22 protein-coding genes, 1 tRNA gene and 4 rRNA genes are annotated in these 25,386 nt (G+C 53.9%); 13 read left to right on the top strand and 14 right to left on the bottom strand.

What is annotated here, in order from left to right; all coding sequences use genetic code 11:
* Positions 1–50: 50 nt before the first annotated feature.
* From rng to csrD, 6 genes are all read right to left on the bottom strand, one after another.
* The gene (gene rng, locus Q1L34_RS02415) at positions 51–1,520 is read right to left on the bottom strand and encodes a ribonuclease G (protein ID WP_004868271.1); all 1,470 of its coding nucleotides are present in this window, start codon (positions 1,518–1,520) and stop codon (positions 51–53) included.
* Between the two features lie 2 nt (positions 1,521–1,522).
* Entirely contained in the window at positions 1,523–2,104 is a 582-nt protein-coding gene (locus Q1L34_RS02410) for a Maf family protein (RefSeq protein WP_004868273.1), read from the bottom strand.
* 7 nt (positions 2,105–2,111) lie between these two features.
* The gene (gene mreD / locus Q1L34_RS02405; protein ID WP_004868276.1) at positions 2,112–2,600 is read right to left on the bottom strand and encodes a rod shape-determining protein MreD; all 489 of its coding nucleotides are present in this window, start codon (positions 2,598–2,600) and stop codon (positions 2,112–2,114) included.
* The gene (gene mreC, locus Q1L34_RS02400; protein ID WP_004868280.1) at positions 2,600–3,592 is read right to left on the bottom strand and encodes a rod shape-determining protein MreC; all 993 of its coding nucleotides are present in this window, start codon (positions 3,590–3,592) and stop codon (positions 2,600–2,602) included. The genes mreD and mreC overlap by 1 nt, the downstream gene beginning before the upstream one ends.
* Positions 3,593–3,662: 70 nt before the next feature.
* Complete coding sequence (mreB, locus tag Q1L34_RS02395; protein WP_002918653.1) at positions 3,663–4,706, bottom strand: rod shape-determining protein MreB; 1,044 nt, start codon at positions 4,704–4,706, stop codon at positions 3,663–3,665.
* Between the two features lie 304 nt (positions 4,707–5,010).
* On the bottom strand, positions 5,011–6,951 hold the full coding sequence (csrD, locus tag Q1L34_RS02390; RefSeq protein ID WP_015585638.1) for an RNase E specificity factor CsrD: 1,941 nt from the start codon (positions 6,949–6,951) through the stop codon (positions 5,011–5,013).
* A gap of 219 nt (positions 6,952–7,170) precedes the next feature.
* Between csrD and acuI the strand changes: the two genes are divergently transcribed.
* The 11 genes from acuI to fis all read left to right on the top strand — a co-directional run bounded on the left by acuI (position 7,171) and on the right by fis (position 16,691).
* A complete protein-coding gene (acuI, locus tag Q1L34_RS02385; RefSeq protein ID WP_004868287.1) occupies positions 7,171–8,145 on the top strand; it encodes an acrylyl-CoA reductase (NADPH) in 975 nt (324 codons plus the stop codon).
* A gap of 77 nt (positions 8,146–8,222) precedes the next feature.
* Entirely contained in the window at positions 8,223–9,224 is a 1,002-nt protein-coding gene (gene msrP, locus Q1L34_RS02380) for a protein-methionine-sulfoxide reductase catalytic subunit MsrP (protein WP_004868291.1), read from the top strand.
* The gene (gene msrQ, locus Q1L34_RS02375; protein WP_099144003.1) at positions 9,224–9,823 is read left to right on the top strand and encodes a protein-methionine-sulfoxide reductase heme-binding subunit MsrQ; all 600 of its coding nucleotides are present in this window, start codon (positions 9,224–9,226) and stop codon (positions 9,821–9,823) included. Before msrP ends, msrQ begins: the two co-directional genes overlap by 1 nt.
* A gap of 233 nt (positions 9,824–10,056) precedes the next feature.
* Positions 10,057–10,509, top strand: a complete 453-nt coding sequence (gene aroQ, locus Q1L34_RS02370) for a type II 3-dehydroquinate dehydratase (RefSeq protein WP_004868300.1) — start codon at positions 10,057–10,059, stop codon at positions 10,507–10,509.
* Between the two features lie 22 nt (positions 10,510–10,531).
* Positions 10,532–10,999 carry an acetyl-CoA carboxylase biotin carboxyl carrier protein gene (gene accB, locus Q1L34_RS02365; RefSeq protein ID WP_004868302.1) on the top strand — a complete coding sequence of 156 codons (468 nt, stop codon included), beginning with the start codon at positions 10,532–10,534 and terminating at the stop codon, positions 10,997–10,999.
* 10 nt (positions 11,000–11,009) lie between these two features.
* On the top strand, positions 11,010–12,359 hold the full coding sequence (gene accC / locus Q1L34_RS02360) for an acetyl-CoA carboxylase biotin carboxylase subunit (RefSeq protein ID WP_004868303.1): 1,350 nt from the start codon (positions 11,010–11,012) through the stop codon (positions 12,357–12,359).
* 108 nt (positions 12,360–12,467) lie between these two features.
* Positions 12,468–12,710 (top strand): YhdT family protein, encoded by a 243-nt coding sequence (locus Q1L34_RS02355; RefSeq protein WP_004868304.1) that lies wholly within the window; start codon positions 12,468–12,470, stop codon positions 12,708–12,710.
* Positions 12,700–14,151 (top strand): sodium/pantothenate symporter, encoded by a 1,452-nt coding sequence (gene panF / locus Q1L34_RS02350; protein WP_327204566.1) that lies wholly within the window; start codon positions 12,700–12,702, stop codon positions 14,149–14,151. Before Q1L34_RS02355 ends, panF begins: the two co-directional genes overlap by 11 nt.
* An 11-nt stretch (positions 14,152–14,162) precedes the next feature.
* Complete coding sequence (prmA, locus tag Q1L34_RS02345) at positions 14,163–15,044, top strand: 50S ribosomal protein L11 methyltransferase (RefSeq protein ID WP_004868307.1); 882 nt, start codon at positions 14,163–14,165, stop codon at positions 15,042–15,044.
* A gap of 359 nt (positions 15,045–15,403) precedes the next feature.
* Positions 15,404–16,369, top strand: a complete 966-nt coding sequence (dusB, locus tag Q1L34_RS02340) for a tRNA dihydrouridine synthase DusB (protein WP_004868308.1) — start codon at positions 15,404–15,406, stop codon at positions 16,367–16,369.
* A gap of 25 nt (positions 16,370–16,394) precedes the next feature.
* Entirely contained in the window at positions 16,395–16,691 is a 297-nt protein-coding gene (gene fis, locus Q1L34_RS02335; RefSeq protein ID WP_000462905.1) for a DNA-binding transcriptional regulator Fis, read from the top strand.
* Positions 16,692–16,712: 21 nt separating this feature from the next.
* On the opposite strand, the gene Q1L34_RS02330 is transcribed toward fis, so the two are convergent.
* A complete protein-coding gene (locus tag Q1L34_RS02330) occupies positions 16,713–16,898 on the bottom strand; it encodes a hypothetical protein (protein WP_195874119.1) in 186 nt (61 codons plus the stop codon).
* Positions 16,899–17,732: 834 nt separating this feature from the next.
* Between Q1L34_RS02330 and Q1L34_RS02325 the strand changes: the two genes are divergently transcribed.
* Entirely contained in the window at positions 17,733–17,954 is a 222-nt protein-coding gene (locus tag Q1L34_RS02325) for a lipoprotein (RefSeq protein ID WP_004868310.1), read from the top strand.
* Positions 17,955–18,184: 230 nt separating this feature from the next.
* Here the strand turns inward: Q1L34_RS02325 and rrf (Q1L34_RS02320) are convergent.
* The 5 genes from rrf (Q1L34_RS02320) to Q1L34_RS02300 all read right to left on the bottom strand — a co-directional run bounded on the left by rrf (Q1L34_RS02320) (position 18,185) and on the right by Q1L34_RS02300 (position 23,313).
* Positions 18,185–18,300 (bottom strand): 5S ribosomal RNA (gene rrf / locus Q1L34_RS02320).
* 37 nt (positions 18,301–18,337) lie between these two features.
* Positions 18,338–18,413 (bottom strand) — tRNA-Thr (locus Q1L34_RS02315).
* A 14-nt stretch (positions 18,414–18,427) separates the two neighbouring features.
* Positions 18,428–18,543 (bottom strand): 5S ribosomal RNA (gene rrf / locus Q1L34_RS02310).
* A gap of 91 nt (positions 18,544–18,634) precedes the next feature.
* Positions 18,635–21,540, bottom strand: a 23S ribosomal RNA gene (locus Q1L34_RS02305).
* A gap of 233 nt (positions 21,541–21,773) precedes the next feature.
* Positions 21,774–23,313 (bottom strand): 16S ribosomal RNA (locus Q1L34_RS02300).
* The 16S, 23S and 5S rRNA genes sit together here with 1 tRNA gene alongside, the layout of an rRNA operon.
* Positions 23,314–23,780: 467 nt before the next feature.
* On the opposite strand from Q1L34_RS02300, the gene Q1L34_RS02295 reads away from it, so the two are divergent.
* Positions 23,781–24,335, top strand: a complete 555-nt coding sequence (locus Q1L34_RS02295; protein ID WP_004868312.1) for a gamma carbonic anhydrase family protein — start codon at positions 23,781–23,783, stop codon at positions 24,333–24,335.
* Here Q1L34_RS02295 and Q1L34_RS02290 read toward each other — a convergent pair.
* Positions 24,311–24,568: a DUF1488 family protein gene (locus tag Q1L34_RS02290; protein ID WP_004868313.1), complete on the bottom strand. Its 258-nt coding sequence runs from the start codon at positions 24,566–24,568 to the stop codon at positions 24,311–24,313. The two genes, Q1L34_RS02295 and Q1L34_RS02290, sit on opposite strands and share 25 nt — an antisense overlap.
* Positions 24,565–25,383: a shikimate dehydrogenase gene (gene aroE / locus Q1L34_RS02285; protein ID WP_004868316.1), complete on the bottom strand. Its 819-nt coding sequence runs from the start codon at positions 25,381–25,383 to the stop codon at positions 24,565–24,567. Before aroE ends, Q1L34_RS02290 begins: the two co-directional genes overlap by 4 nt.
* Positions 25,384–25,386 lie beyond the last annotated feature (3 nt).

The following is a 25,386-nucleotide window of genomic DNA, read 5'->3' as shown; positions in this document are numbered from 1 at the left end:
GCGTCGTTTAGCCATGCTCCCGGGCGCCAGAACAGAGGCAAACCAGATGATTACATCATAACGACATCGAACTGCTCTTGATTATAGAGCGGTTCAATTTGTACTTTGACCTGTTTGCCGACAAAGATTTCGACTTCCGCCAGCGCGTGCGACTCTTCCCCTTTCAGGGTTTCCGCAACCGCAGGAGAAGCATAGACCAGGAAACGATCGGAATCGTAGGCATGATGCACACGCACAATCTCACGCATGATTTCATAGCACACCGTTTCCACCGATTTCACCGTACCGCGTCCGTGGCAGGTAGGGCAATCCTTACACAGCACGTGCTCAACGCTTTCACGAGTCCGCTTACGGGTCATTTCTACCAGACCAAGCTGGGAGAAGCCGTTAATACTGGTTTTGACCCGGTCTTTACTCAACGCCTGTTCCAGTGAATGCAACACCCGGCGGCGGTGATCTTCATTATTCATATCAATGAAATCAATAATGATAATCCCCCCCAAATTGCGCAGACGCAGCTGGCGGGCAATCGCCTGAGTCGCCTCAATATTGGTATTAAAAATGGTATCGTCGAGATTGCGATGACCGACAAATGCCCCGGTATTGATATCCACGGTGGTCATCGCTTCGGTTTGATCGATAACCAGATAGCCGCCGGATTTCAGCTCCACCTTACGCTCCAGCGCGCGCTGAATTTCGTTCTCCACGTCAAAGAGATCGAAAATCGGCTGACGGCCGCTGTAATGCTCCAGCTTGCTGGTCATTTCCGGCATATATTCGGCGGTAAACTCCACCAGCGATTCATACGTCAGGCGGGAGTCGACGCGAATACGGTCCAGATGCTCATCGGCAAAATCGCGCAGCACGCGCTGAGCCAGCGCCAGTTCACCGTACAGCTGATAACGGGTCTGCTGCCGTTTTTTGCGCTCCATGACCTTAGTCCATACGCGCTTGAGGTAAGCCGCATCGGCGGCTAACTCCTGTTCATGCACCCCTTCCGCGGCGGTACGGATGATAAAACCGCCCTGCTCATCGCAGTACTCGGCCACCACCTTCTTTAACCGCTCGCGTTCAGCTTCACTCTCGATACGCTGTGACACGCCGACGTGAGAAGCTCCCGGCATAAAGACCAGATAGCGGGAAGGCAGCGTAATGTCCGTCGTCAGGCGGGCGCCTTTCGTGCCGAGCGGATCTTTCACCACCTGAACCATCAGGTCCTGGCCCTGACGAACCAGTTCGGAAATATCGCGCACCGTAAACTGCTTTTGTTCTTCCCCGGCGACGCATTCGGTATGCGGCATAATATCTGACGCATGCAGAAATGCGGCCTTGTCCAGACCAATATCTACAAAAGCCGCCTGCATCCCCGGCAGTACACGACTGACACGACCTTTGTAGATATTGCCTACGATTCCGCGCCGCGCTTCACGCTCAATATGAATTTCCTGAAGAATACCGCCATCAATGTACGCAACGCGCGTCTCCGATGGCGTTACGTTAACTAATAATTCTGCCGTCATCTTTATCCCTTTTCTTCACGCAGTGAGTTAAAGTTACTCAGCAACTCATACGTTTCTACCAGCGGTAAGCCGACCACGGCGTGATAGCTGCCATTAATCTTCCTGACGAAACAGCCACCCAACCCTTGAATACCGTATGCACCTGCTTTGTCCAGAGGTTCTCCGCTGGCCACATAGCTGGCAATATCCTGTTCTGAAAGCAGGCGGAAGGTGACTTCCGTCACCACCAGGCAATCCAGCGTCAGCTGCTTATCCGCCAGCGCCACGGCCGTCATGACCTGATGCGTCTTACCGGAGAGCATGCGCAGCATCTCGGCGGCGTGAGCGGCATCGCGCGGTTTTTCCAGCACTTCGCCGTTCAGGATAACAATGGTATCCGCCCCCAGCACCGGCAGATCGCGCGACGCCAGTGCGACCCCCGCCTGCGCTTTTTCACGCGCCAGACGCGCAACGTAGTGCCCGGCGCTCTCCTGCGGCAAGCGTCGTTCTTCAATACCGGGAACCAGACGTTCAAAAGATAGCCCCAGCTGCGTCAGCAGTTCCTGCCGACGCGGAGAGCCTGAAGCGAGATACAGAGTCGTCATATCAACCTTATTGCACCGCAAATTGCTGACGGACTTTCCGCATCAGCAGGAATAACCATGGCCAGAGCACGCCGTTTACTACACTACTCCAGAACACTTCCGGACGGAAAGAGACGTTGATCACTAAAAACTCTGCCCAGAAAACAACGATATCCACAGCAAGGGATAGCATCATCACCACCAGCGCCTGCTGCCAGAGCGCCAGGTTGCGAAACAGCTGATATTTCAGCGCCACCAGATAAGCGATGATACTTAACGATAGCGCGCGAACGCCCAGTGTCGACCCACTGATAAGATCGAGGATAGCCCCCATGACGAAACCGGTGCCTACGTTCACCCGATGCGGTAAGGCGAGGATCCAGTAAAGCAGGATCAGGAACACCCAGTTTGGCCGGAAGACGGTCAAATCCGCCGGCCAGGGCATGACCTGCAGCAATAGTGCGATAAGAAACGAGAGCCAGATAACCCAGCGTCCCTGGCTTCGATAACTTGCCACTATTGTCCCCCTGCAGGCAGAGGTTGCGAAGGCGGCGTTATGCCGGTTGCCGGCGCAGGCATTTGCGGCCCCATGGCATCCGGTGCCGGCAGAACCTGCGGCATCATCTGCATCAGACGCTCATTGGCGACGCGGTGCACCTCTTCCGGCGTCATCGGGTTGGCCCCGTTACGATCGGCTCCCCACAGCAGCAGGAGATAGCGCAGACGCTGCAGACCCGCCGTTGGGCGCGCCTGAATGACCGTATACGCACGCTGCGTGTCGAGCTTCACCGAGGAGACCACGCCAACCGGATAGCCCTCAGGGAAGCGGCCACCGAGACCGGAGGTCACCAGCACATCGCCGACGCGAATATCGGTGTTCGCCGGCAGGTGCTCCAGCTGCAAATCGTCAGTGCATCCGTTACCCGCCGCAATCACGCGAATATCATTGCGCAGAACCTGAATCGGCAACGCATGCGTCGCGTCGCAGATGAGCAGCACGCGGCTGGTTAACTTCGCCACCGCGACGACCTGACCCACAACGCCTTTGTCGCTGATCACCGGCTGGCCTTCGTAAACGCCGTTAACGCTGCCCTTATCGATGACAACCTGATCGCTATAAGGATCGTTAACCGTAGAGATGACCTGAGTCACCATTTTTTGCTCATCCTGGCGCAGCGGCGAGCCCAGCAGCTCGCGCAGACGCGCGTTCTCCTGTTTGTACTGACCCAGCATCAGCAAATCGCTGTTCTTCAGCAGCAGTTCCTGACGCAGCGCGCGGTTTTCCAGTTCGAGCTGATCGCGGGTTGCCAGCGTTTGCGATACGCTATCCAACAATTCCCGGGGACCATTTGAGATAAAGTAGAAAGGGCTGACGGCAGTGTCCATGTACGTTCTAATCTGACTGAACGTACCCAGGCGGCTGTCGGCGATAATCACGCCAAGCGCCACCAAAACCGCCAGGATAAGGCGAATCTGTAGCGACGGGCCACGGCTAAAAATTGGCTTCATAGGCTATGCGTATTCTCGTGTCAGTTAAGACCAAGGGTAGCTTTTGAGGCTACCCTGGACCTTCGGCTGACTACTCTTCGCTGAACAAGTCGCCGCCGTGCATGTCGATCATTTCCAGCGCTTTACCGCCGCCACGTGCGACGCAAGTCAGTGGATCTTCTGCAACTACGACAGGAATACCTGTCTCTTCCATCAACAGACGGTCGAGGTTGCGCAGCAGGGCGCCACCGCCAGTCAGAACCATACCACGCTCGGAGATATCGGAAGCCAGCTCCGGCGGACACTGTTCCAGCGCGACCATGACCGCGCTGACGATACCGGTCAGCGGTTCCTGCAGCGCTTCGAGAATTTCGTTCGAGTTCAGGGTAAAGCCGCGCGGCACGCCTTCTGCCAGGTTACGGCCGCGAACTTCGATTTCACGCACTTCATCGCCCGGATACGCCGAACCGATTTCATGCTTGATACGTTCAGCCGTCGCTTCACCGATCAGAGATCCGTAGTTACGACGCACATAATTAATCACGGCTTCATCGAAACGGTCACCACCGATACGAACGGAAGAGGAGTAAACCACGCCGTTCAGGGAGATAACCGCCACTTCTGTGGTACCGCCACCAATATCCACCACCATAGAACCGGTCGCTTCAGAAACCGGTAAGCCCGCGCCAATCGCAGCCGCCATCGGCTCTTCAATCAGGAAGACTTCACGAGCGCCAGCGCCCTGAGCAGATTCACGAATCGCACGACGCTCAACCTGGGTTGCACCGACCGGTACGCACACCAGAACACGCGGGCTTGGACGCATGAAGCTATTGCTATGCACCTGTTTGATAAAGTGTTGGAGCATTTTTTCGGTGACGAAGAAGTCGGCGATAACGCCGTCTTTCATCGGGCGAATCGCCGCGATGTTGCCCGGTGTACGCCCGAGCATCTGCTTCGCTTCATGACCAACTGCAGCGACGCTTTTCGGCGAGCCGGCACGATCCTGACGAATGGCCACAACGGAAGGCTCATTCAATACGATGCCTTGTCCTTTTACATAAATCAGGGTATTCGCAGTACCCAGGTCAATGGACAGGTCATTGGAAAACATGCCACGAAATTTTTTTAACATACTAAGGGATAATCCTGAAAGCTGGGGCGGAAAACAAAATCCGCTTACTTTACCAACCACACGCAGCAGCGACAAGGCGCAAAAATCATCTGCTACGGTGAAAATTAGTGCAGCGCATTTCCTTCGTTACAAATTTACCGGGTCCATTCAGTGGCGAAATCATCAACAGCGCTCCGCGCCTGAATCTGTAACCCGTCAAAGGTCATTTACTGGCATTTACATTGCGATAATCCGGCAGGTAGACAAGCACACCCCCTTCACTATGGCGCGCGTTATTCTACGTGAAATCACGCTAAACGGCAGATCAAACCGAGTATCTTTGCGAATATTTTTTCACATTTGTGTCAAGTGGCTGTGAGGCGGCAAAAAATTCCCCCTGACCACCCGTGACACCGCACTGAGACAGCACCTGCCACTCACTGCGACTGCGAACGCCGGTTGCAAAAACCTGGACCGGCATGCCCTTACAGGCCTCCACCAGGCTCTGAACCAGCAGCTGGTTCTCACTGCGCTTTTCGATATTGCGCGACAGCCCCTGGTGCAGCTTAATCACTTCGACATCCAACTGCTTGATCCAACTAGTTCCAACCAGCGTTAATCCGGCCTGCACGACGGCGACACGAATACCCAGAGCATTGACCAGGCGCATTACCGGTTGTAAGCGGCCGATATATTGACAAACATCTGCCTCTGCAAGTTCAAAAATAATCCGTCGACGTTGCGATTTTTCACTCTGCATCAAGGTATCACGCAGCCAGCGCTGAAATCTCGGCCGGATCAATGACTCTACCGTCACCTGCAGCGCGAGGTTTTCCTCCGGCCAAAAACTTAAAAATGGCAGTAACCGCGTGATCTGCAGGCGGTCGTACTCTTCCGCCAGACCAAATTGTTGCACCATTGGCATATATTCTGCCGCGATCACCTCTTCCTTTCCGTCATACAGCCGCGACATCAGTTCACGATGATGGACGCGTCCATCGCGGGTAACGGCCGGCTTCTGGTACAGCCGCGGCCCGCCGCGACTGAGCATTTGTTCAATCAGCGTACGCCAGCGGACGTTACCGCGCCCTTTCTCCGGTAACGAGTCATCGTAGACGGCCCAGCTATTGCTGCCCTGTAGCACCGCATTGCGCGTCGCGGCCTCGGCGCGTTCCATCACCTGGGCCGTTGTCTGCCCGCTGCGGAAAGCGCAAAGACCGATGTGCATCATGTCATCGCGGTCAAGAATCCGCGTCGGCGGCAGCGCATCCACCGCTTTTAACAGCAACCCGGCGATGCTATCGGCCTCTTTTAAGGTACGGTGAGGAAGGAGTACGGCAAAATCACTGCGGTGGTAGCGCGCCAGCAGCGCCCCGGGATAGCGCATAATAAAAGTCGACAGCAGGTTGATGAGCGTGAAGTAGTGTTCTTCGGCAGCGGCTCGTCCCCAGTTATCACGTAGCAGATCGAACTCCGGCAGGCGAATCATCATCACGATACCGTGCGAACCCACTTTTTCCTGATCTTCCAGCAGAGTTGCCAGCTGATTATCAAAGAACAGACGATTATTCAGCCCGGTTTTCGAGTCTTGTGCAGCATAAGAACGAATCAGCGTATCCATACGACTACGCTGATCGCTGGCAAACTGCAGTTCGGAAAGCAGCATATCCAGCGCGCTGCTGGTGCTGGCCGGCCACTCATGTACCGACCCTCGAACCTGCGGCCCGCGTTCGCCACTGAGGATTCGCGCAGCGCGCACCTCCAGCAGCTCCTGGCCTGCAAGCTGACGGCGAATCCAGCGTACGGAGAAAAAGATAACCAGAACCATCAGACCGATAGCTATCGATAAGGGCCCGGTGATGTGCAGCGAGCGGAAATAATTCACCATCGGGTCGAGGTAGACCACGTGAATCGTCATACCGGGATGTTTTAACGACGGTACCGTTATTTCACGATACTGATTCTTACTCCCCGGCGGACGATAGCTGTCGCTACGCGAGTGACCGTACACCGGCTTGCCGTTAAGCAGAAAATCGACCTGCACAATCTCCACCGGCGTCATCAGCTCATCCATTTGCGGTTCGAGCTTATCGAACGAGGATGAGATCAGGCGGTTATCCAGCATCGTCGCCACGGCCTGGACGCGATTCTCCATCTTCAGCTGGATACCGTTATAAAAACTCAGCGAAGCACCGATGAGCGTGACAAAGATGGTCAGGCTGGTAAGCAGCGTGACAAATGCTGAGAACTTCGTCGTTAATCGCATCCCTGTGTTAACTCCGCGAGTGAATGACCGCCCGATAGATTTTCAGGCTCGTGTACTGGCGCTTTACCTAAAGTAAGCACTAACTTTCTAAAGCGCGAGGCATACTATCAAAGCTGGCGTTTCTGGCAATTTATTGCGTTATATCGGCGTAATAATGTCGATAGCGAGTATAGTCTGCAGAAAAATTTTTCCAATCTTTGTACAAATAAGGACCCGCATATGCAGGCTTTAATATTAGAACAGCAGGATGGTAAAACAATCTCTTCGGTGCAAACCATCGACGCCGACCAGCTGCCGCCGGGCGATGTCACCGTCGATATTCACTGGTCGAGCCTTAACTATAAAGATGCGCTGGCGATCACCGGCAAGGGAAAAATCATCCGCAACTTTCCGATGATTCCTGGCATCGATTTCGCCGGTAGCGTTCACTCAAGCGAAGATCCGCGTTTCCACAGCGGCCAGAAAGTGCTGCTGACCGGCTGGGGCGTCGGTGAAAACCACTGGGGTGGTCTGGCCGAGCGTGCGCGCGTGAAAGGCGACTGGCTGGTCGCAATGCCGGAAGGTCTTGATGGCCGTAAAGCGATGGCGATCGGTACCGCCGGCTTCACCGCAATGCTGTGCGTCATGGCGTTGGAAGATGCCGGTATCCGTCCGCAGGATGGTGAAATCATTGTCACCGGCGCCAGCGGCGGCGTCGGCAGTACCGCCATTGCGCTGCTGCATCAGCTCGGCTATTCGGTCGTCGCAGTCTCTGGCCGCGAAAGCACCCATGAATATCTGAAAAGCCTCGGCGCGCAGCGCATTCTCGGTCGCGAAGAGTTTGCCGAAACCCGTCCGCTGGAAAAACAGCTGTGGGCTGGCGCGATCGATACCGTCGGGGACAAGGTGCTGGCGAAAGTGCTGGCGCAGATGAACTATGGCGGCTGCGTCGCCGCCTGTGGTCTGGCCGGAGGCTTTGCGCTGCCGACGACGGTAATGCCGTTTATTCTGCGCAATGTTCGCCTGCAGGGCGTCGATTCCGTCATGACGCCGCCCGCGCGTCGCGCTGAAGCCTGGCAACGTCTGGTGCGTGACCTGCCGGAATCCTTCTATTCAGCGAGCGCCACGGAAATTACCCTCGCAGAGGCCCCGGCATTTGCCGCTAAGATCATGAACAATCAGATCCAGGGGCGGACGCTGGTGAAGATCGCCTAATCTGCAATTTTTCGTGACATATTCGCGATAAATCGCCGCCTCCGTCATGCTTAGAAAAAAGCATGTCGGAGGATGTCATGAAACCTAAAAAACTCACGGAAGCCGATGTCACGGCAGAATCCGTATTTATGCTGCAGCGCCGCCAGGTGCTGAAGTCACTCGGGATCACCGCAACGGCCCTTTCTCTTTCCCCCACGGCGCGGGCCGATCTCCTGGACTGGTTTAAAGGTCACGACCGCCCGCCGGCCCCGGCAGGTAAAGCCCTGACGTTCAATAAACCCGCGGAGTGGCAAAGCTCGCTCACGCTGACGCCGGAAGATAAAGTCACCGGCTATAACAACTTCTATGAATTTGGTCTTGATAAAGCAGACCCCGCGGCCAATGCCGGCAGCCTGCGTACCGATCCCTGGACCCTCACGATTGGCGGAGAGGTGGCCAAACCGCTGACGCTTGATCATGACGATCTGACCCGGCGCTTTCCGCTAGAAGAGCGTATTTACCGGATGCGCTGCGTGGAAGCCTGGTCAATGGTGGTGCCCTGGGTCGGCTTCCCGCTACATAAACTGCTGGCGTTGGTTGAACCCACCAGCAACGCCCGTTTTGTCGCATTTAAAACCCTCTATGCACCGGATCAAATGCCGGGGCAAAAAGATCGCTTTATCGGCGGGGGACTGGCTTATCCTTATGTAGAAGGTCTGCGGCTGGATGAAGCCATGCACCCTCTGACACTGCTGAGCGTCGGCGTTTACGGTAAAGCGCTGCCGCCGCAAAATGGCGCCCCTGTCCGGCTGACCGTCCCATGGAAATACGGTTTTAAAGGTATTAAATCCATCGTCAGTATCGAGCTGACGCGCGAGCAGCCCCCCACCACCTGGAATCTCGCCGGGCCGCAAGAATATGGCTTCTACGCTAACGTCAATCCGCACGTCGATCATCCGCGCTGGTCGCAGGCTACAGAGCGTGTTATCGGCTCTGGCGGCGTACTTGATGTTAAGCGCCAGCCGACGCTGTTATTTAACGGCTATGCTGACGAGGTGGCATCGCTCTATCGGGGACTGAATCTGCGGGAGTATTACTAGTGCGTCTGAGCGTAAAACAGATTACCTGGCTGAAGGTGGCCCTCCATCTGGCCGGCCTCTTGCCCTTTATCTGGCTCTTCTGGGCCGGACAACAGGGCTACTTTAGCGCCGATCCGGCAAAAGATATCCAGCATTTTACCGGTAGGATGGCTCTTAAATTTTTGCTTGCGACCTTGCTCGTCTCACCGCTCGCGCGCTACGCTAAACAACCTTTGTTGATTCGTACCCGGCGTTTACTCGGGTTGTGGTGCTTTGCCTGGGCAACGCTGCATCTCACCAGCTACACGCTGCTGGAGTTAGGTATCAACAATCTGGCGCTGCTGGGTTCGGAGTTAGTCAGCAGACCTTACCTGACTTTGGGTTTTATCAGCTGGTTGATTTTGCTGGCGCTGGCCGCCACTTCAGCACAAGCGCTGCAGAGAAAACTGGGTCGCCGATGGCAAACTTTGCACAACTTCGTCTATCTGGTGGCAATCCTTGCTCCCATTCACTACCTGTGGTCGGTGAAGATTTTATCCCCGCAGCCGGTGATTTATGCCGTGCTGGCCGCGTTGCTTTTAGCATGGCGTTACAAGAAGTTCCGTCAGTGGTGGCGATAATCATCGGATATGTGCAGTTTCCCGCAGATCTTTTATCAACCGCGATGCTTTGAACGATAGCGGTTGATAATCTTCCCTGATAAGACCAGTATTTAGCTGCCAAATGCTACGAAATCGTTATAATGTGCGACTTTGGTTTTCCTGACGGGGTTTTCGAGCCCTGAAAAGGTGACAAGCGCGCTTCGAAGGTATATTTTGTTTTTTACCCGAGAATGGCAGGAGATAGCCACACAATGGCTGACAAGTTTCGCATTTTGCTTTTAAACGGACCCAACCTTAACATGCTCGGCACCCGTGAGCCTGAGAAGTATGGCACCCTTAAGCTTTCTGAGATTGTTAACCGTCTGGAATCAGAAGCTTCGGCTCTGAACGTGGCGCTGGATCACCTGCAGTCCAATGCGGAGTTCGCGCTAATCGACCGAATTCATCAGGCTAAAGACACCGTGGACTATATCCTGATTAATCCGGCCGCGTTTACGCACACCAGCGTGGCTATCCGCGATGCATTGCTTGCGGTCAGTATCCCGTTTATCGAGATTCACCTGAGCAACGTACATGCACGCGAACCGTTCCGTCACCACTCCTATCTGTCGGATATCGCCTCGGGCGTCATCTGCGGACTCGGTGCGGACGGCTATTCATACGCTTTACAGACGGCGGTAAAACGCCTGTCACAATCACACTAAACAAAGAGTACGGAACCCACTCATGGATATTCGTAAGATTAAAAAGCTGATCGAGCTGGTTGAAGAATCAGGCATCTCCGAACTGGAAATTTCTGAAGGCGAAGAGTCTGTACGCATCAGCCGTGCCGCGCCAAATGCGGGCTACCCGGTCATGCAGCAGGCTTATGCCGCGCCGATGATGCAGGCTCAGGCACCGGTTGCAGCAGCACCGGCCGCCGCCGCTCAGGCAGACGCGCCGGCGAAAGCAGAAATCAGCGGTCACATCGTACGTTCCCCGATGGTCGGTACTTTCTACCGCACCCCGAGCCCGGACGCAAAAGCGTTCGTGGAAGTCGGTCAGAAAGTTAACGTGGGCGACACCCTGTGCATCGTAGAAGCGATGAAAATGATGAACCAGATCGAAGCCGATAAATCCGGCGTGGTGAAAGCCATTCTGATCGAAAGCGGCCAACCGGTAGAATTTGATGAGCCGCTGGTAGTCATCGAGTAACGAGGCGAACATGCTGGATAAAATTGTTATCGCTAACCGAGGCGAGATTGCACTGCGTATCCTGCGTGCCTGTAAAGAACTGGGCATCAAGACCGTCGCTGTGCACTCCACTGCGGATCGCGATCTAAAACACGTACTGTTAGCGGATGAGACGGTCTGTATTGGCCCGGCTCCGTCCGTAAAAAGCTATCTGAATATCCCGGCAATCATCAGCGCAGCGGAAATTACCGGCGCGGTGGCCATCCATCCGGGTTATGGCTTCCTGTCCGAAAACGCCAACTTTGCTGAGCAGGTTGAACGTTCAGGCTTCATCTTCATCGGCCCGAAAGCCGACACCATTCGTCTGATGGGCGATAAAGTGTCTGCGATCACCGCGATGAAGAAAGCGGGCGTACCGACCGTTCCGGGGTCTGACGGCCCGCTGGGCGACGATATGGATGCGAACCGCGCTCATGCAAAACGCATCGGCTATCCGGTTATCATCAAAGCCTCCGGCGGCGGCGGCGGACGCGGTATGCGCGTTGTACGCAGCGATGCTGAACTGGCCCAGTCCATCTCCATGACCAAAGCTGAAGCAAAAGCTGCATTCAGCAACGACATGGTATATATGGAAAAATACCTGGAAAATCCGCGTCACATCGAGATCCAGGTACTGGCTGACGGCCAGGGCAACGCTATCTATCTGGCGGAACGCGACTGCTCCATGCAGCGTCGTCACCAGAAAGTGGTCGAAGAAGCGCCGGCGCCGGGCATTACCCCGGAACTGCGTCGCTACATCGGCGAACGCTGCTCTAAAGCGTGTGTCGACATCGGCTATCGCGGCGCAGGCACCTTTGAGTTCCTGTTTGAAAACGGTGAGTTCTACTTCATTGAAATGAACACCCGTATTCAGGTTGAACATCCGGTCACCGAAATGATTACCGGCGTTGACCTGATCAAAGAACAGCTGCGTATCGCGGCTGGCCAGCCGCTGTCCATCAAGCAAGAAGAAGTCCAGGTTCGTGGCCATGCGGTGGAATGCCGTATCAACGCCGAAGACCCGAACACCTTCCTGCCGAGCCCAGGTAAAATTACCCGCTTCCACGCGCCAGGCGGTTTCGGCGTACGTTGGGAGTCTCATATCTACGCAGGCTACACCGTACCTCCGTACTATGACTCAATGATTGGTAAGCTGATTTGTTACGGCGAAAACCGTGATGTCGCGATTTCACGCATGAAAAATGCGCTGCAGGAGCTGATCATCGACGGCATCAAAACCAACGTCGATCTGCAGATCCGCATTATGAATGACGAGCATTTCCAGCATGGTGGAACCAACATCCACTATCTGGAGAAAAAACTCGGCTTACAGGAAAAATAATCCTGTATTCGCAGCAAAAGGCCGGATTATCCGGCCTTTTTTCTTTTTCTCTCCTCTTGCCAGCCCCTTAAGGTACAATCCCCGCTTTAAATTGACCCCGGGAGCCTTATGGACGCGCGTTTTGTTCAGGCCCACAAAGAAGCCCGCTGGGCGTTGTGGCTTACCCTCCTCTATCTTGCAGCATGGTTAGCAAGTGCTTACATTCCAGGTTCTCAGCAGGGCTTTACCGGCCTGCCGCGCTGGTTTGAAATGGCTTGTCTGCTGATCCCCCTGATTTTCATTCTGCTGTGCTGGGCGATGGTGAAGTTTATCTACCGCGATATTCCGCTGGAGGATGATGATGCAGCCTGAAGTGATCCTGCCGCTTATTGCCTACCTGCTGGTGGTGTTTGGCCTGTCGATTTATGCGATGCGCAAGCGTTCGACCGGGGCATTCCTCAACGAGTATTTTCTCGGCAGCCGTTCGATGGGCGGCTTCGTGCTGGCCATGACCCTGACGGCCACCTATATCAGCGCCAGTTCGTTCATTGGCGGCCCGGGCGCGGCATATAAATACGGGCTCGGATGGGTGCTGCTGGCGATGATCCAGCTGCCTGCCGTGTGGCTGTCGCTCGGGGTACTGGGGAAAAAATTCGCTATTCTGGCCCGCAGGTATAACGCGGTAACGCTCAACGATATGCTGTTCGCCCGCTATCAGAGCCGTCTGCTGGTATGGCTGGCGAGCCTCAGTCTGTTGGTTGCGTTTATCGGTGCGATGACCGTGCAGTTTATCGGCGGCGCACGACTGCTGGAAACCGCCGCAGGCATCCCTTACGAAACCGGTTTGCTGATTTTCGGTATCAGTATCGCGCTCTACACCGCTTTCGGCGGCTTCCGTGCCAGCGTATTGAATGATGCGATGCAGGGGCTGGTGATGCTGATAGGCACCATCGTACTGCTCGTCGGTATCGTTCATGCTGCGGGTGGTCTGAGCATGGCAGTGCAGACCCTGGAACATATCGATCCAAAGCTGGTGTCTCCCCAGGGAACGGACGATATTCTGTCACCGACGTTTATGACCTCTTTCTGGGTTCTGGTCTGCTTTGGTGTTATCGGCCTGCCGCACACGGCGGTGCGCTGTATCTCCTATAAAGACAGCAAGGCGGTGCACCGCGGGATTATTCTCGGCACCATCGTGGTCGCTATCCTGATGTTTGGCATGCATCTCGCCGGTGCGCTGGGTCGCGCGGTGATCCCGGATCTGACCATCCCGGATCTGGTCATCCCTACGTTGATGGTGAAAGTACTGCCGCCGTTTGCCGCCGGGATCTTCCTTGCCGCGCCAATGGCGGCGATCATGTCGACAATCAACGCGCAGTTATTGCAGAGTTCCGCTACGATCATTAAGGATTTATACCTGAACCTGCACCCGGAACAGCTGAATAACGAGAAACGCCTGAAGCGGATGTCGGCGATGATCACGCTGATCCTCGGCGCGCTGCTGTTGCTGGCCGCATGGCGTCCGCCTGAGATGATCATCTGGCTGAACCTGCTCGCGTTTGGCGGGCTGGAAGCGGTCTTCCTGTGGCCACTGGTTCTGGGCCTGTACTGGGAGCGTGCCAACGCGGCAGGAGCCCTGAGCGCGATGATCGTCGGCGGCGTGCTGTATGCCGTGCTCGCCACCCTGAAAATTCAGTACCTGGGCTTTCATCCTATCGTGCCCTCGCTACTGCTAAGTTTGCTGGCTTTTGTGGTGGGCAACCGTTTTGGTCAGCCCGTTCCACCCGCCCCTGTTATGACTACTGACAAATAAAGAGTTTTGCTATGCCATGGATCCAACTGAAACTGAATACCACCGGCGCACATGCTGAAGACCTCAGCGACGCGCTAATGGAGGCCGGTGCGGTCTCCATCACCTTCCAGGATACCCACGATACGCCGGTATTCGAGCCGCTGCCGGGTGAAACTCGCCTGTGGGGAGACACCGACGTTATCGGCCTGTTCGACGCTGAAAGCGATATGCATGACGTGGTGGCTATCCTCGAGCAGCATCCGCTGCTGGGCGCCGGTTTCACACATAAAATCGAGCAGCTGGAAGATAAAGACTGGGAACGTGAATGGATGGATAATTTCCACCCAATGCGTTTCGGCGAGCGGCTGTGGATTTGCCCAAGCTGGCGTGAAGTACCGGATGCAAACGCGGTCAACGTGATGCTCGACCCGGGCCTGGCGTTTGGTACCGGCACGCACCCGACCACCTCGCTCTGCCTGCAATGGCTGGACGGACTGGATCTGACGGGCAAAACGATTATCGATTTTGGCTGTGGTTCGGGCATTCTGGCGATTGCGGCGCTGAAGCTGGGTGCCGCAAAAGCGATCGGTATTGATATCGACCCACAGGCAATTCAGGCCAGCCGTGATAACGCCGAGCGTAACGGTGTCTCCGATCGTCTGGAGCTCTATTTACCGCAGGATCAGCCAGAAGCGCTCAGCGCCGATGTGGTGGTCGCCAACATCCTGGCAGGGCCATTACGTGAGCTGGCCCCGTTAATCAGCGTGCTGCCCGTTTCAGGCGGTTTGCTGGGCCTTTCTGGTATTCTCGCCAGCCAGGCGGAAAGCGTCTGCGAAGCCTATACCGAACGCTTTGCCCTCGACCCGGTGGTGGAGAAAGAAGAGTGGTGCCGGATCACCGGCCGCAGAAAGTAACTCTGGAAAGCGGCCTGCGGGCCGCTTTTTTGTTTCCAGTAACCGCTGAATGACGTCAAGAAATGGGAGCCAGATCGCATTACGATGCGCTTTTTTGACTACAAAAACAGCGTTTTATGCCGTTAACAGTCCCATTTTTCTAAGAAAAATCGAGAAGTTTTGCGATTTTATAAATGGACACAAATTATCCACTATCGATTAAGATGATGATTAATAGGATAATTTATCCATCTCTTTTCTCCCGATGTGGGATTCATTGATCTGTGACAGAGGATTGCTCAAAGTTTGGCCTTTCATCTCGTGCAAAAAATGCGTAATATACGCCGCCTTGCAGTCACAGTATGGTCATTTCTTAACTCATGCGCATCGGACACTATCAGCTCAGAAATCGCCTGATCGCAGCGCCTATGGCTGGCATTACTGACAGACCATTCAGGACGCTGTGCTACGAGATGGGAGCAGGTTTAACCGTTTCCGAGATGATGTCCTCCAACCCGCAGGTTTGGGAGAGCGACAAATCCCGTTTACGGATGGTGCACGTGGATGAGCCCGGTATTCGTACCGTGCAAATCGCCGGTAGCGTACCGGAAGAGATGGCCGCAGCCGCCCGTATTAACGTGGAAAGCGGTGCCCAGATTATTGATATTAATATGGGGTGCCCGGCGAAAAAGGTGAATCGCAAGCTCGCAGGTTCAGCCCTCTTGCAGTATCCCGATCAGGTGAAGTTAATCCTGACGGCGGTCGTCAAGGCAGTGGACGTTCCCGTGACACTCAAGATTCGCACCGGTTGGGAGCCGGAACACCGTAACTGTGTAGAAATTGCCCAACTGGCTGAAGAGTGTGGCATTCAGGCTCTGACTATTCACGGACGCACCCGCGCCTGTTTGTTTAACGGAGACGCTGAATACGACAGTATTCGGGCAGTTAAGCAGAAAGTTTCCATTCCGATTATCGCGAATGGTGACATTACTGACCCGCTTAAAGCCAGAGCTGTGCTCGACTATACGGGGGCTGATGCCCTTATGATAGGCCGCGCAGCTCAGGGAAGACCCTGGATCTTTCGGGAAATCCAGCATTATCTGGACACTGGGGAGCTGCTGCCCCCGCTGCCATTGGCAGAGGTTAAGCGTTTGCTTTGCGCGCATGTTCGGGAATTGCATGACTTTTATGGCCAGGCAAAAGGGTACCGAATTGCACGTAAACACGTCTCCTGGTATCTACAGGAGCACGCCCCAAATGACCAGTTTCGGCGCACATTCAACGCCATAGAGGATGCCAGCGATCAGCTGGAGGCGTTGGAGGCATACTTCGAAAATTTTGCGTAAACAGAAATAAAGAGCTGACAGAACTATGTTCGAACAACGCGTAAATTCTGACGTACTGACCGTTTCTACCGTTAACTCTCAGGATCAGGTAACTCAAAAACCCCTGCGTGACTCGGTTAAACAGGCACTGAAGAACTATTTTGCTCAACTGAATGGTCAGGATGTGAATGACCTGTATGAGCTAGTACTGGCTGAAGTTGAACAGCCCCTGTTGGACATGGTGATGCAATACACCCGTGGTAACCAGACCCGTGCGGCCCTGATGATGGGCATCAACCGCGGTACTCTGCGTAAGAAACTGAAAAAATACGGCATGAACTGATACTAATCAGTTAATTGCTTGTTATAAAAGGCGCTCTTCGGCATGGGGAAGCGCCTTTTTATTATCTGACGTATTGAATTTCTCCGGCCGCCAGGCGGACATCGGTATTTCGCATCGCTGAAGTGCAGACCACTGATCAGCAGCCTGACGCTGCAATGCCACTTTGTCGAAGAGCGTGATATCAAATCCGGGCAGCCGTTTTATCAAATCACACCTGCCAGACCGTATACCCGAACATAATAGTCGATGAAGCGAAAGCAGAAGCCGCTGCACATCTCTCGCCTGTTGAGCATTAAGCGCTATCACAACTCAATATATCAGCCGGGGGAATAAGACTCCTGTTCCTGCCTGCTGATCATTATTGAACCCGCCAGGGCTACCAGTTTTAACTTTGCGCCTATAGATCGGGTAACCCGACTCATCGCGCACTGACACCGTGCCGACAATCCACGTCCCGGTATCAATATCCGGACCCGCCAGTACGCATACCACCAAACGGGCTTGAGGGCACGTCGCATCTCCGGTGCGATATGCACCTGGAACAGACTGGCTCCTCAGGTTGCGACAAAACCCTCTCTGATGCACCAGGAGCGCGCTGATGGCCTGCCGTTAAAGGAGATTCAGGTTGGTTCTGGCATCCTGTTGTGGTGGCTTCTGTGGCTGTATTCCAGGGGGGCGGCATTTGGCCCTGATGTTAAGTCACGGCCAGCAAGCGGGGTAGAAAATATCGCCAGCATAAGTAAGCACTCCGTTCACGCGCAGCGGTCGCTTCACACTTTTTTCGCCAGGCGGCAAATAGATGGATATGTTAAAAATCAATTTGTTATATTCTCGGCCGATGAATAATATGGCTCTCACTTCTCTTTCGTTATTTTATTCTGCATATTTTCCTCATCATTCCATCGCGATCTCCACGATATTTACGCTGAACATAAATTGATATTATTTCGGCCGCTGGCCTTGATATTGCCGATGGTAAAATAGGCTATTCCGTCATATATCGACACCGGTACAACCCGACGGATTATTCAGAGGCCTACCATGAAAAAATTTATTTTAGTGACGCTGCTGACGACACTGCTCGCCGGCTGTGCCCATGACTCTCCCTGCGTACCGGTCTATGATTCTCAGGGGCGATTAGTCCATACTAATACCTGTATGAAAGGGACCACTCAGGATAACTGGGAGACAGCAGGCGCCATTGCAGGCGGTGCTGCAGCCGTTGCAGGCCTGACGCTGGGTATTGTGGCCCTGACCCGCTAAATTTTCATCTTAGCAGTATGCTGCACAATAAACGGCAGCTAAAACAAAGGGCCCAGTCGAAGACTGGGCCCTTTCTAGTTTAATAATCGTTCGTTTATCTGAATATTTGTGGCGACCATACGGGCCTGGCCGGGAGATATCCGGCTGCTTTACAGGGTGTACGCACGGTGCTGAAAATCAGAAAAGCAAAAAGGCCCAGTCTTTCGACTGAGCCTTTTGCTTTATTTGATGCCTGGCAATTCCCTACTCTCACATGGGGAGACCCCACACTACCATCGGCGCTACGGCGTTTCACTTCTGAGTTCGGCATGGGGTCAGGTGGGACCACCGCGCTCTCGTCGCCAGGCAAATTCTTTCTAAGTGCCAAACTTTAACCTAATAACTGGTGCTGATACCCAGAGTCGAACTGGGGACCTCACCCTTACCAAGGGTGCGCTCTACCAACTGAGCCATATCAGCACGCTAAATTTGATGCCTGGCAGTTCCCTACTCTCACATGGGGAGACCCCACACTACCATCGGCGCTACGGCGTTTCACTTCTGAGTTCGGCATGGGGTCAGGTGGGACCACCGCGCTATCGCCGCCAGGCAAATTCTGTTTCACCCCGCATTCCTGCGTGATGATGAATCTGTAATCAAGCTGAACATTCGTCTCTTCGCCAAAACAGCTTCGGCGTTGTAAGGTTAAGCCTCACGGTTCATTAGTATCGGTTAGCTCAACGTATCGCTACGCTTACACACCCGACCTATCAACGTCGTCGTCTTCAACGTTCCTTCAGGACTCTCAAGGAGTCAGGGAGAACTCATCTCGGGGCAAGTTTCGTGCTTAGATGCTTTCAGCACTTATCTTTTCCGCATTTAGCTACCGGGCAATGCCATTGGCATGACAACCCGAACACCAGTGATGCGTCCACTCCGGTCCTCTCGTACTAGGAGCAGCCCCCCTCAATTCTCCAGCGCCCACGGCAGATAGGGACCGAACTGTCTCACGACGTTCTAAACCCAGCTCGCGTACCACTTTAAATGGCGAACAGCCATACCCTTGGGACCTACTTCAGCCCCAGGATGTGATGAGCCGACATCGAGGTGCCAAACACCGCCGTCGATATGAACTCTTGGGCGGTATCAGCCTGTTATCCCCGGAGTACCTTTTATCCGTTGAGCGATGGCCCTTCCATTCAGAACCACCGGATCACTATGACCTGCTTTCGCACCTGCTCGCGCCGTCACGCTCGCAGTCAAGCTAGCTTATGCCATTGCACTAACCTCCTGATGTCCGACCAGGATTAGCTAACCTTCGTGCTCCTCCGTTACTCTTTGGGAGGAGACCGCCCCAGTCAAACTACCCACCAGACACTGTCCGCAACCCGGATCACGGGTCTACGTTAGAACATCAAACATTAAAGGGTGGTATTTCAAGGTTGGCTCCACGCAGACTGGCGTCCACGCTTCAAAGCCTCCCACCTATCCTACACATCAAGGCTCAATGTTCAGTGTCAAGCTATAGTAAAGGTTCACGGGGTCTTTCCGTCTTGCCGCGGGTACACTGCATCTTCACAGCGAGTTCAATTTCACTGAGTCTCGGGTGGAGACAGCCTGGCCATCATTACGCCATTCGTGCAGGTCGGAACTTACCCGACAAGGAATTTCGCTACCTTAGGACCGTTATAGTTACGGCCGCCGTTTACCGGGGCTTCGATCAAGAGCTTCTCCTTACGGATAACCCCATCAATTAACCTTCCGGCACCGGGCAGGCGTCACACCGTATACGTCCACTTTCGTGTTTGCACAGTGCTGTGTTTTTAATAAACAGTTGCAGCCAGCTGGTATCTTCGACTGATTTCAGCTCCACGAGCAAGTCGCTTCACCTACCATCAGCGTGCCTTCTCCCGAAGTTACGGCACCATTTTGCCTAGTTCCTTCACCCGAGTTCTCTCAAGCGCCTTGGTATTCTCTACCTGACCACCTGTGTCGGTTTGGGGTACGATTCGTTGTTACCTGATGCTTAGAGGCTTTTCCTGGAAGCAGGGCATTTGTTACTTCAGCACCGTAGTGCCTCGTCATCACACCTCAGCGTTAACAGAAGTCCGGATTTACCTAAACTTCCCGCCTACATGCTTAAACCGGGACAACCGTCGCCCGGCTAACATAGCCTTCTCCGTCCCCCCTTCGCAGTAACACCGAGTACAGGAATATTAACCTGTTTCCCATCGACTACGCCTTTCGGCCTCGCCTTAGGGGTCGACTCACCCTGCCCCGATTAACGTTGGACAGGAACCCTTGGTCTTCCGGCGAGCGGGCTTTTCACCCGCTTTATCGTTACTTATGTCAGCATTCGCACTTCTGATACCTCCAGCAACCCTCACAGGCCACCTTCAACGGCTTACAGAACGCTCCCCTACCCAACAACACATAGTGTCGCTGCCGCAGCTTCGGTGCATGGTTTAGCCCCGTTACATCTTCCGCGCAGGCCGACTCGACCAGTGAGCTATTACGCTTTCTTTAAATGATGGCTGCTTCTAAGCCAACATCCTGGCTGTCTGTGCCTTCCCACATCGTTTCCCACTTAACCATGACTTTGGGACCTTAGCTGGCGGTCTGGGTTGTTTCCCTCTTCACGACGGACGTTAGCACCCGCCGTGTGTCTCCCGTGATAACATTCTTCGGTATTCGTAGTTTGCATCGGGTTGGTAAGTCGGGATGACCCCCTAGCCGAAACAGTGCTCTACCCCCGAAGATGAGTTCACGAGGCGCTACCTAAATAGCTTTCGGGGAGAACCAGCTATCTCCCGGTTTGATTGGCCTTTCACCCCCAGCCACAAGTCATCCGCTAATTTTTCAACATTAGTCGGTTCGGTCCTCCAGTTAGTGTTACCCAACCTTCAACCTGCCCATGGCTAGATCACCGGGTTTCGGGTCTATACCCTGCAACTTAACGCCCAGTTAAGACTCGGTTTCCCTGCGGCTCCCCTATACGGTTAACCTTGCTACAGAATATAAGTCGCTGACCCATTATACAAAAGGTACGCAGTCACCTAACAAGTAGGCTCCCACTGCTTGTACGTACACGGTTTCAGGTTCTTTTTCACTCCCCTCGCCGGGGTTCTTTTCGCCTTTCCCTCACGGTACTGGTTCACTATCGGTCAGTCAGGAGTATTTAGCCTTGGAGGATGGTCCCCCCATATTCAGACAGGATACCACGTGTCCCGCCCTACTCTTCGAGTTCACAACGTGTGCATTTTAGTGTACGGGGCTATCACCCTGTACCGCCGGACTTTCCAGACCGTTCCACTAACACACGCGCTGATTCAGACTCTGGGCTCCTCCCCGTTCGCTCGCCGCTACTGGGGGAATCTCGGTTGATTTCTTTTCCTCGGGGTACTTAGATGTTTCAGTTCCCCCGGTTCGCTTCGTTAAGCTATGTATTCACTTAACGATAGTGTGACGAATCACACTGGGTTTCCCCATTCGGAAATCGCCGGTTATAACGGTTCATATCACCTTACCGACGCTTATCGCAGATTAGCACGTCCTTCATCGCCTCTGACTGCCAGGGCATCCACCGTGTACGCTTAGTCGCTTAACCTCACAACCCGAAGCTGTTTCGTAAAACAGTCCGCGTTGCGAAAATTTGAGAGACTCGAACACACCGCTTTTTCCTCTCTTATTACGGAGAAAGGAAACAGTGTGTCGTTTCAATTTTCAGCTTGATCCAGATTTTTAAAGAGCAAAATTTCACAATGCACTTCTCAGTACATTTTGAAATTTATCATTCATCAGACAATCTGTGTGGACACTACAAAGGCAGGTTTTTTAAGGTAAGGAGGTGATCCAACCGCAGGTTCCCCTACGGTTACCTTGTTACGACTTCACCCCAGTCATGAATCACAAAGTGGTAAGCGCCCTCCCGAAGGTTAAGCTACCTACTTCTTTTGCAACCCACTCCCATGGTGTGACGGGCGGTGTGTACAAGGCCCGGGAACGTATTCACCGTAGCATTCTGATCTACGATTACTAGCGATTCCGACTTCATGGAGTCGAGTTGCAGACTCCAATCCGGACTACGACATACTTTATGAGGTCCGCTTGCTCTCGCGAGGTCGCTTCTCTTTGTATATGCCATTGTAGCACGTGTGTAGCCCTACTCGTAAGGGCCATGATGACTTGACGTCATCCCCACCTTCCTCCAGTTTATCACTGGCAGTCTCCTTTGAGTTCCCGGCCGAACCGCTGGCAACAAAGGATAAGGGTTGCGCTCGTTGCGGGACTTAACCCAACATTTCACAACACGAGCTGACGACAGCCATGCAGCACCTGTCTCAGAGTTCCCGAAGGCACCAAAGCATCTCTGCTAAGTTCTCTGGATGTCAAGAGTAGGTAAGGTTCTTCGCGTTGCATCGAATTAAACCACATGCTCCACCGCTTGTGCGGGCCCCCGTCAATTCATTTGAGTTTTAACCTTGCGGCCGTACTCCCCAGGCGGTCGACTTAACGCGTTAGCTCCGGAAGCCACTCCTCAAGGGAACAACCTCCAAGTCGACATCGTTTACAGCGTGGACTACCAGGGTATCTAATCCTGTTTGCTCCCCACGCTTTCGCACCTGAGCGTCAGTCTTTGTCCAGGGGGCCGCCTTCGCCACCGGTATTCCTCCAGATCTCTACGCATTTCACCGCTACACCTGGAATTCTACCCCCCTCTACAAGACTCAAGCCTGCCAGTTTCAAATGCAGTTCCCAGGTTGAGCCCGGGGATTTCACATCTGACTTAACAGACCGCCTGCGTGCGCTTTACGCCCAGTAATTCCGATTAACGCTTGCACCCTCCGTATTACCGCGGCTGCTGGCACGGAGTTAGCCGGTGCTTCTTCTGCGAGTAACGTCAATCGCCAAGGTTATTAACCTTAACGCCTTCCTCCTCGCTGAAAGTACTTTACAACCCGAAGGCCTTCTTCATACACGCGGCATGGCTGCATCAGGCTTGCGCCCATTGTGCAATATTCCCCACTGCTGCCTCCCGTAGGAGTCTGGACCGTGTCTCAGTTCCAGTGTGGCTGGTCATCCTCTCAGACCAGCTAGGGATCGTCGCCTAGGTGAGCCATTACCCCACCTACTAGCTAATCCCATCTGGGCACATCTGATGGCATGAGGCCCGAAGGTCCCCCACTTTGGTCTTGCGACGTTATGCGGTATTAGCTACCGTTTCCAGTAGTTATCCCCCTCCATCAGGCAGTTTCCCAGACATTACTCACCCGTCCGCCGCTCGTCACCCGAGAGCAAGCTCTCTGTGCTACCGCTCGACTTGCATGTGTTAGGCCTGCCGCCAGCGTTCAATCTGAGCCATGATCAAACTCTTCAATTTAAGTTTGATGCTCGTGAATTAAACTTCGTAATGAATTACGTGTTCACTCAGAGACTTGGTATTCATTTTTCGTCCGAGGACGTTAAGAATCCATGTCACTTTGAGTGCCCACACAGATTGTCTGATAAATTGTTAAAGAGCAGTGCGACGGCGCTGAGCGCTCTGTCGCGAGGTGGCGTATATTACGCTTTCCTCTTTCAGAGTCAACCCTGAATTTCAGAATTTTTTCTCTGCCGACCCGGCTTACTCTGTGAACTCGTTCACATGTGCCGTGTCAGTGGGAGCGCATTATAGGGATCCCATTTTATTGCACAAGTCTTTTATCGATCTTTTTTTCCAAGTGATGTTTTTTCGCCCTTTTCGCGGCGTTATTGTTCAGATTGCTCAATTTTCACCACAATAAGGGGTTGCAGGTGGCAGCAAAAGCCACCAAAGTCTTCGTACAACCCAGGTTTATTGAGGTAACCATGTCCGCTAATTTACGTCCTTATAAAGATTTATTCCCACAAACCGGCCAGCGAGTGATGATCGATGCCACCAGCGTAGCGATCGGCGATGTCCGAATGGCCGATGATGTCAGCATCTGGCCGCTGGTCGCTATTCGCGGAGATGTTAACTACGTGGCAATCGGTGCCCGCACTAACATTCAGGACGGTAGCGTGCTGCATGTCACCCACAAATCCTCCTCTAACCCTGAGGGGAATCCGCTGATCATTGGCGAAGAGGTCACCGTCGGTCACAAGGTCATGCTGCACGGTTGTACTATTGGCAATCGGGTGCTGGTTGGCATGGGTTCGATTTTACTGGATGGCGTTGTGGTAGAAGACGATGTGATGATTGGCGCCGGTAGCCTGGTCCCGCAAAACAAACGGCTGGAAAGCGGCTATCTCTATTTTGGCAACCCGGTGAAACAAATCCGCCCCCTGACGGAGGCGGAGCGGGCAGGTCTGCTCTATTCAGCAAACAACTATGTGAAATGGAAAAACGATTATCTGGATCAGGAGACCCACACCCAGCCCTGATCATCTTCCTGCTGGTCGCGGATCAATGCTTCAGCTTCTTCTTCCAGATCCCAGCGATGGAGACAAAACGCGGCCAGCCACTGCTCAGGAGTATCACCGCCGAAGCGCTGCTGTAACGTTGCGCCTCTGATTGCACAGGTGAGCTGCATACCATTAACCAGCGCGGGAAAGGTGACACACTGCCGGTCGGTCTCCCACTCTTCTCTGTCAGGAAACTGAATCGCCTGATTCACGTATTCAGTTCCTTATGCAAAGCCTGAATAACCGGCGTAATCTCTGGCAGGACTCCATGCCAGAGCAGAAATGCGTGGGCGGCCTGCGCCACCAGCATACCCAGCCCATCGGCACACATTTTCGCACCATGACTCTGGCACCAGTGTAAAAACGGTGTGCAGCCCTTCTGATAAAACATGTCATAACAATAGACGTGCGTATCGATTAAGGACGCGGGAACTGCCGGCACATCACCGCTGATACCGCTGGAAGTTGCATTAATAATGAGATCGAACTCATGCCCAGCCAGCGATTCCATCTCAAGCGCGCATACACTACCGGTATGCGCAAAGAGCGTCGCCAGCTCCTGCGCGCGGGAATAAGTCCGGTTGACGATAGTGACAGCGCAATCCAGTGATAGCAGGGGTAACAAGACACCCCGCGATGCGCCGCCGGCCCCAATAAGCAATACCCGATAGCCCGGTTTAATGAACTCCAGCCGCTCCAGATCGCTCAGCAGTCCAATCCCGTCGGTGTTGTCCCCCAACAAACGCCCATCATCCAGCCTCTTTAGGGTATTCACCGCCCCCGCCAGAGCCGCGCGCTCAGTCAGTTCATCCGCTCGGGCAAACGCTTCTTCCTTGAATGGAACGGTAACGTTAGCGCCCTTTCCCCCTTCGGCGAAGAAGGTATCCAGGGTATGGATAAAATCGTCCAGCGGCGCCAGAACCCGCCCATACGGATGTGCAATCTGCAGCTGTTGCGCAAAGCGCTGGTGAATAGAGGGGGACTTACTGTGGGCGATCGGATTTCCGAAGACAGCGTAGGTTTGCATAAA

The organism is Klebsiella ornithinolytica (assembly GCF_030505655.1).
GTDB lineage: Bacteria > Pseudomonadota > Gammaproteobacteria > Enterobacterales > Enterobacteriaceae > Klebsiella > Klebsiella ornithinolytica.
The sequence above is the reverse complement of the archived record's forward strand: the minus strand, read 5'-3'. Positions and strand labels throughout refer to the sequence as shown.

Bases quoted from the DNA above. Each gene is read 5' to 3' on its own strand.
- dusB (WP_004868308.1), top strand. From the start codon at position 15,404: ATGCGCATCGGACACTATCAGCTCAGAAATCGCCTGATCGCAGCGCCT.
- Q1L34_RS02410 (WP_004868273.1), bottom strand. From the start codon at position 2,104: ATGACGACTCTGTATCTCGCTTCAGGCTCTCCGCGTCGGCAGGAACTG.
- mreC (WP_004868280.1), bottom strand. From the start codon at position 3,592: ATGAAGCCAATTTTTAGCCGTGGCCCGTCGCTACAGATTCGCCTTATC.
- Q1L34_RS02325 (WP_004868310.1), top strand. From the start codon at position 17,733: ATGAAAAAATTTATTTTAGTGACGCTGCTGACGACACTGCTCGCCGGC.
- prmA (WP_004868307.1), top strand. From the start codon at position 14,163: ATGCCATGGATCCAACTGAAACTGAATACCACCGGCGCACATGCTGAA.
- Q1L34_RS02355 (WP_004868304.1), top strand. From the start codon at position 12,468: ATGGACGCGCGTTTTGTTCAGGCCCACAAAGAAGCCCGCTGGGCGTTG.
- aroQ (WP_004868300.1), top strand. From the start codon at position 10,057: ATGGCTGACAAGTTTCGCATTTTGCTTTTAAACGGACCCAACCTTAAC.
- accB (WP_004868302.1), top strand. From the start codon at position 10,532: ATGGATATTCGTAAGATTAAAAAGCTGATCGAGCTGGTTGAAGAATCA.
- fis (WP_000462905.1), top strand. From the start codon at position 16,395: ATGTTCGAACAACGCGTAAATTCTGACGTACTGACCGTTTCTACCGTT.
- acuI (WP_004868287.1), top strand. From the start codon at position 7,171: ATGCAGGCTTTAATATTAGAACAGCAGGATGGTAAAACAATCTCTTCG.
- msrP (WP_004868291.1), top strand. From the start codon at position 8,223: ATGAAACCTAAAAAACTCACGGAAGCCGATGTCACGGCAGAATCCGTA.
- rng (WP_004868271.1), bottom strand. From the start codon at position 1,520: ATGACGGCAGAATTATTAGTTAACGTAACGCCATCGGAGACGCGCGTT.
- Q1L34_RS02295 (WP_004868312.1), top strand. From the start codon at position 23,781: ATGTCCGCTAATTTACGTCCTTATAAAGATTTATTCCCACAAACCGGC.
- panF (WP_327204566.1), top strand. From the start codon at position 12,700: ATGCAGCCTGAAGTGATCCTGCCGCTTATTGCCTACCTGCTGGTGGTG.
- accC (WP_004868303.1), top strand. From the start codon at position 11,010: ATGCTGGATAAAATTGTTATCGCTAACCGAGGCGAGATTGCACTGCGT.
- mreB (WP_002918653.1), bottom strand. From the start codon at position 4,706: ATGTTAAAAAAATTTCGTGGCATGTTTTCCAATGACCTGTCCATTGAC.
- aroE (WP_004868316.1), bottom strand. From the start codon at position 25,383: ATGCAAACCTACGCTGTCTTCGGAAATCCGATCGCCCACAGTAAGTCC.
- csrD (WP_015585638.1), bottom strand. From the start codon at position 6,951: ATGCGATTAACGACGAAGTTCTCAGCATTTGTCACGCTGCTTACCAGC.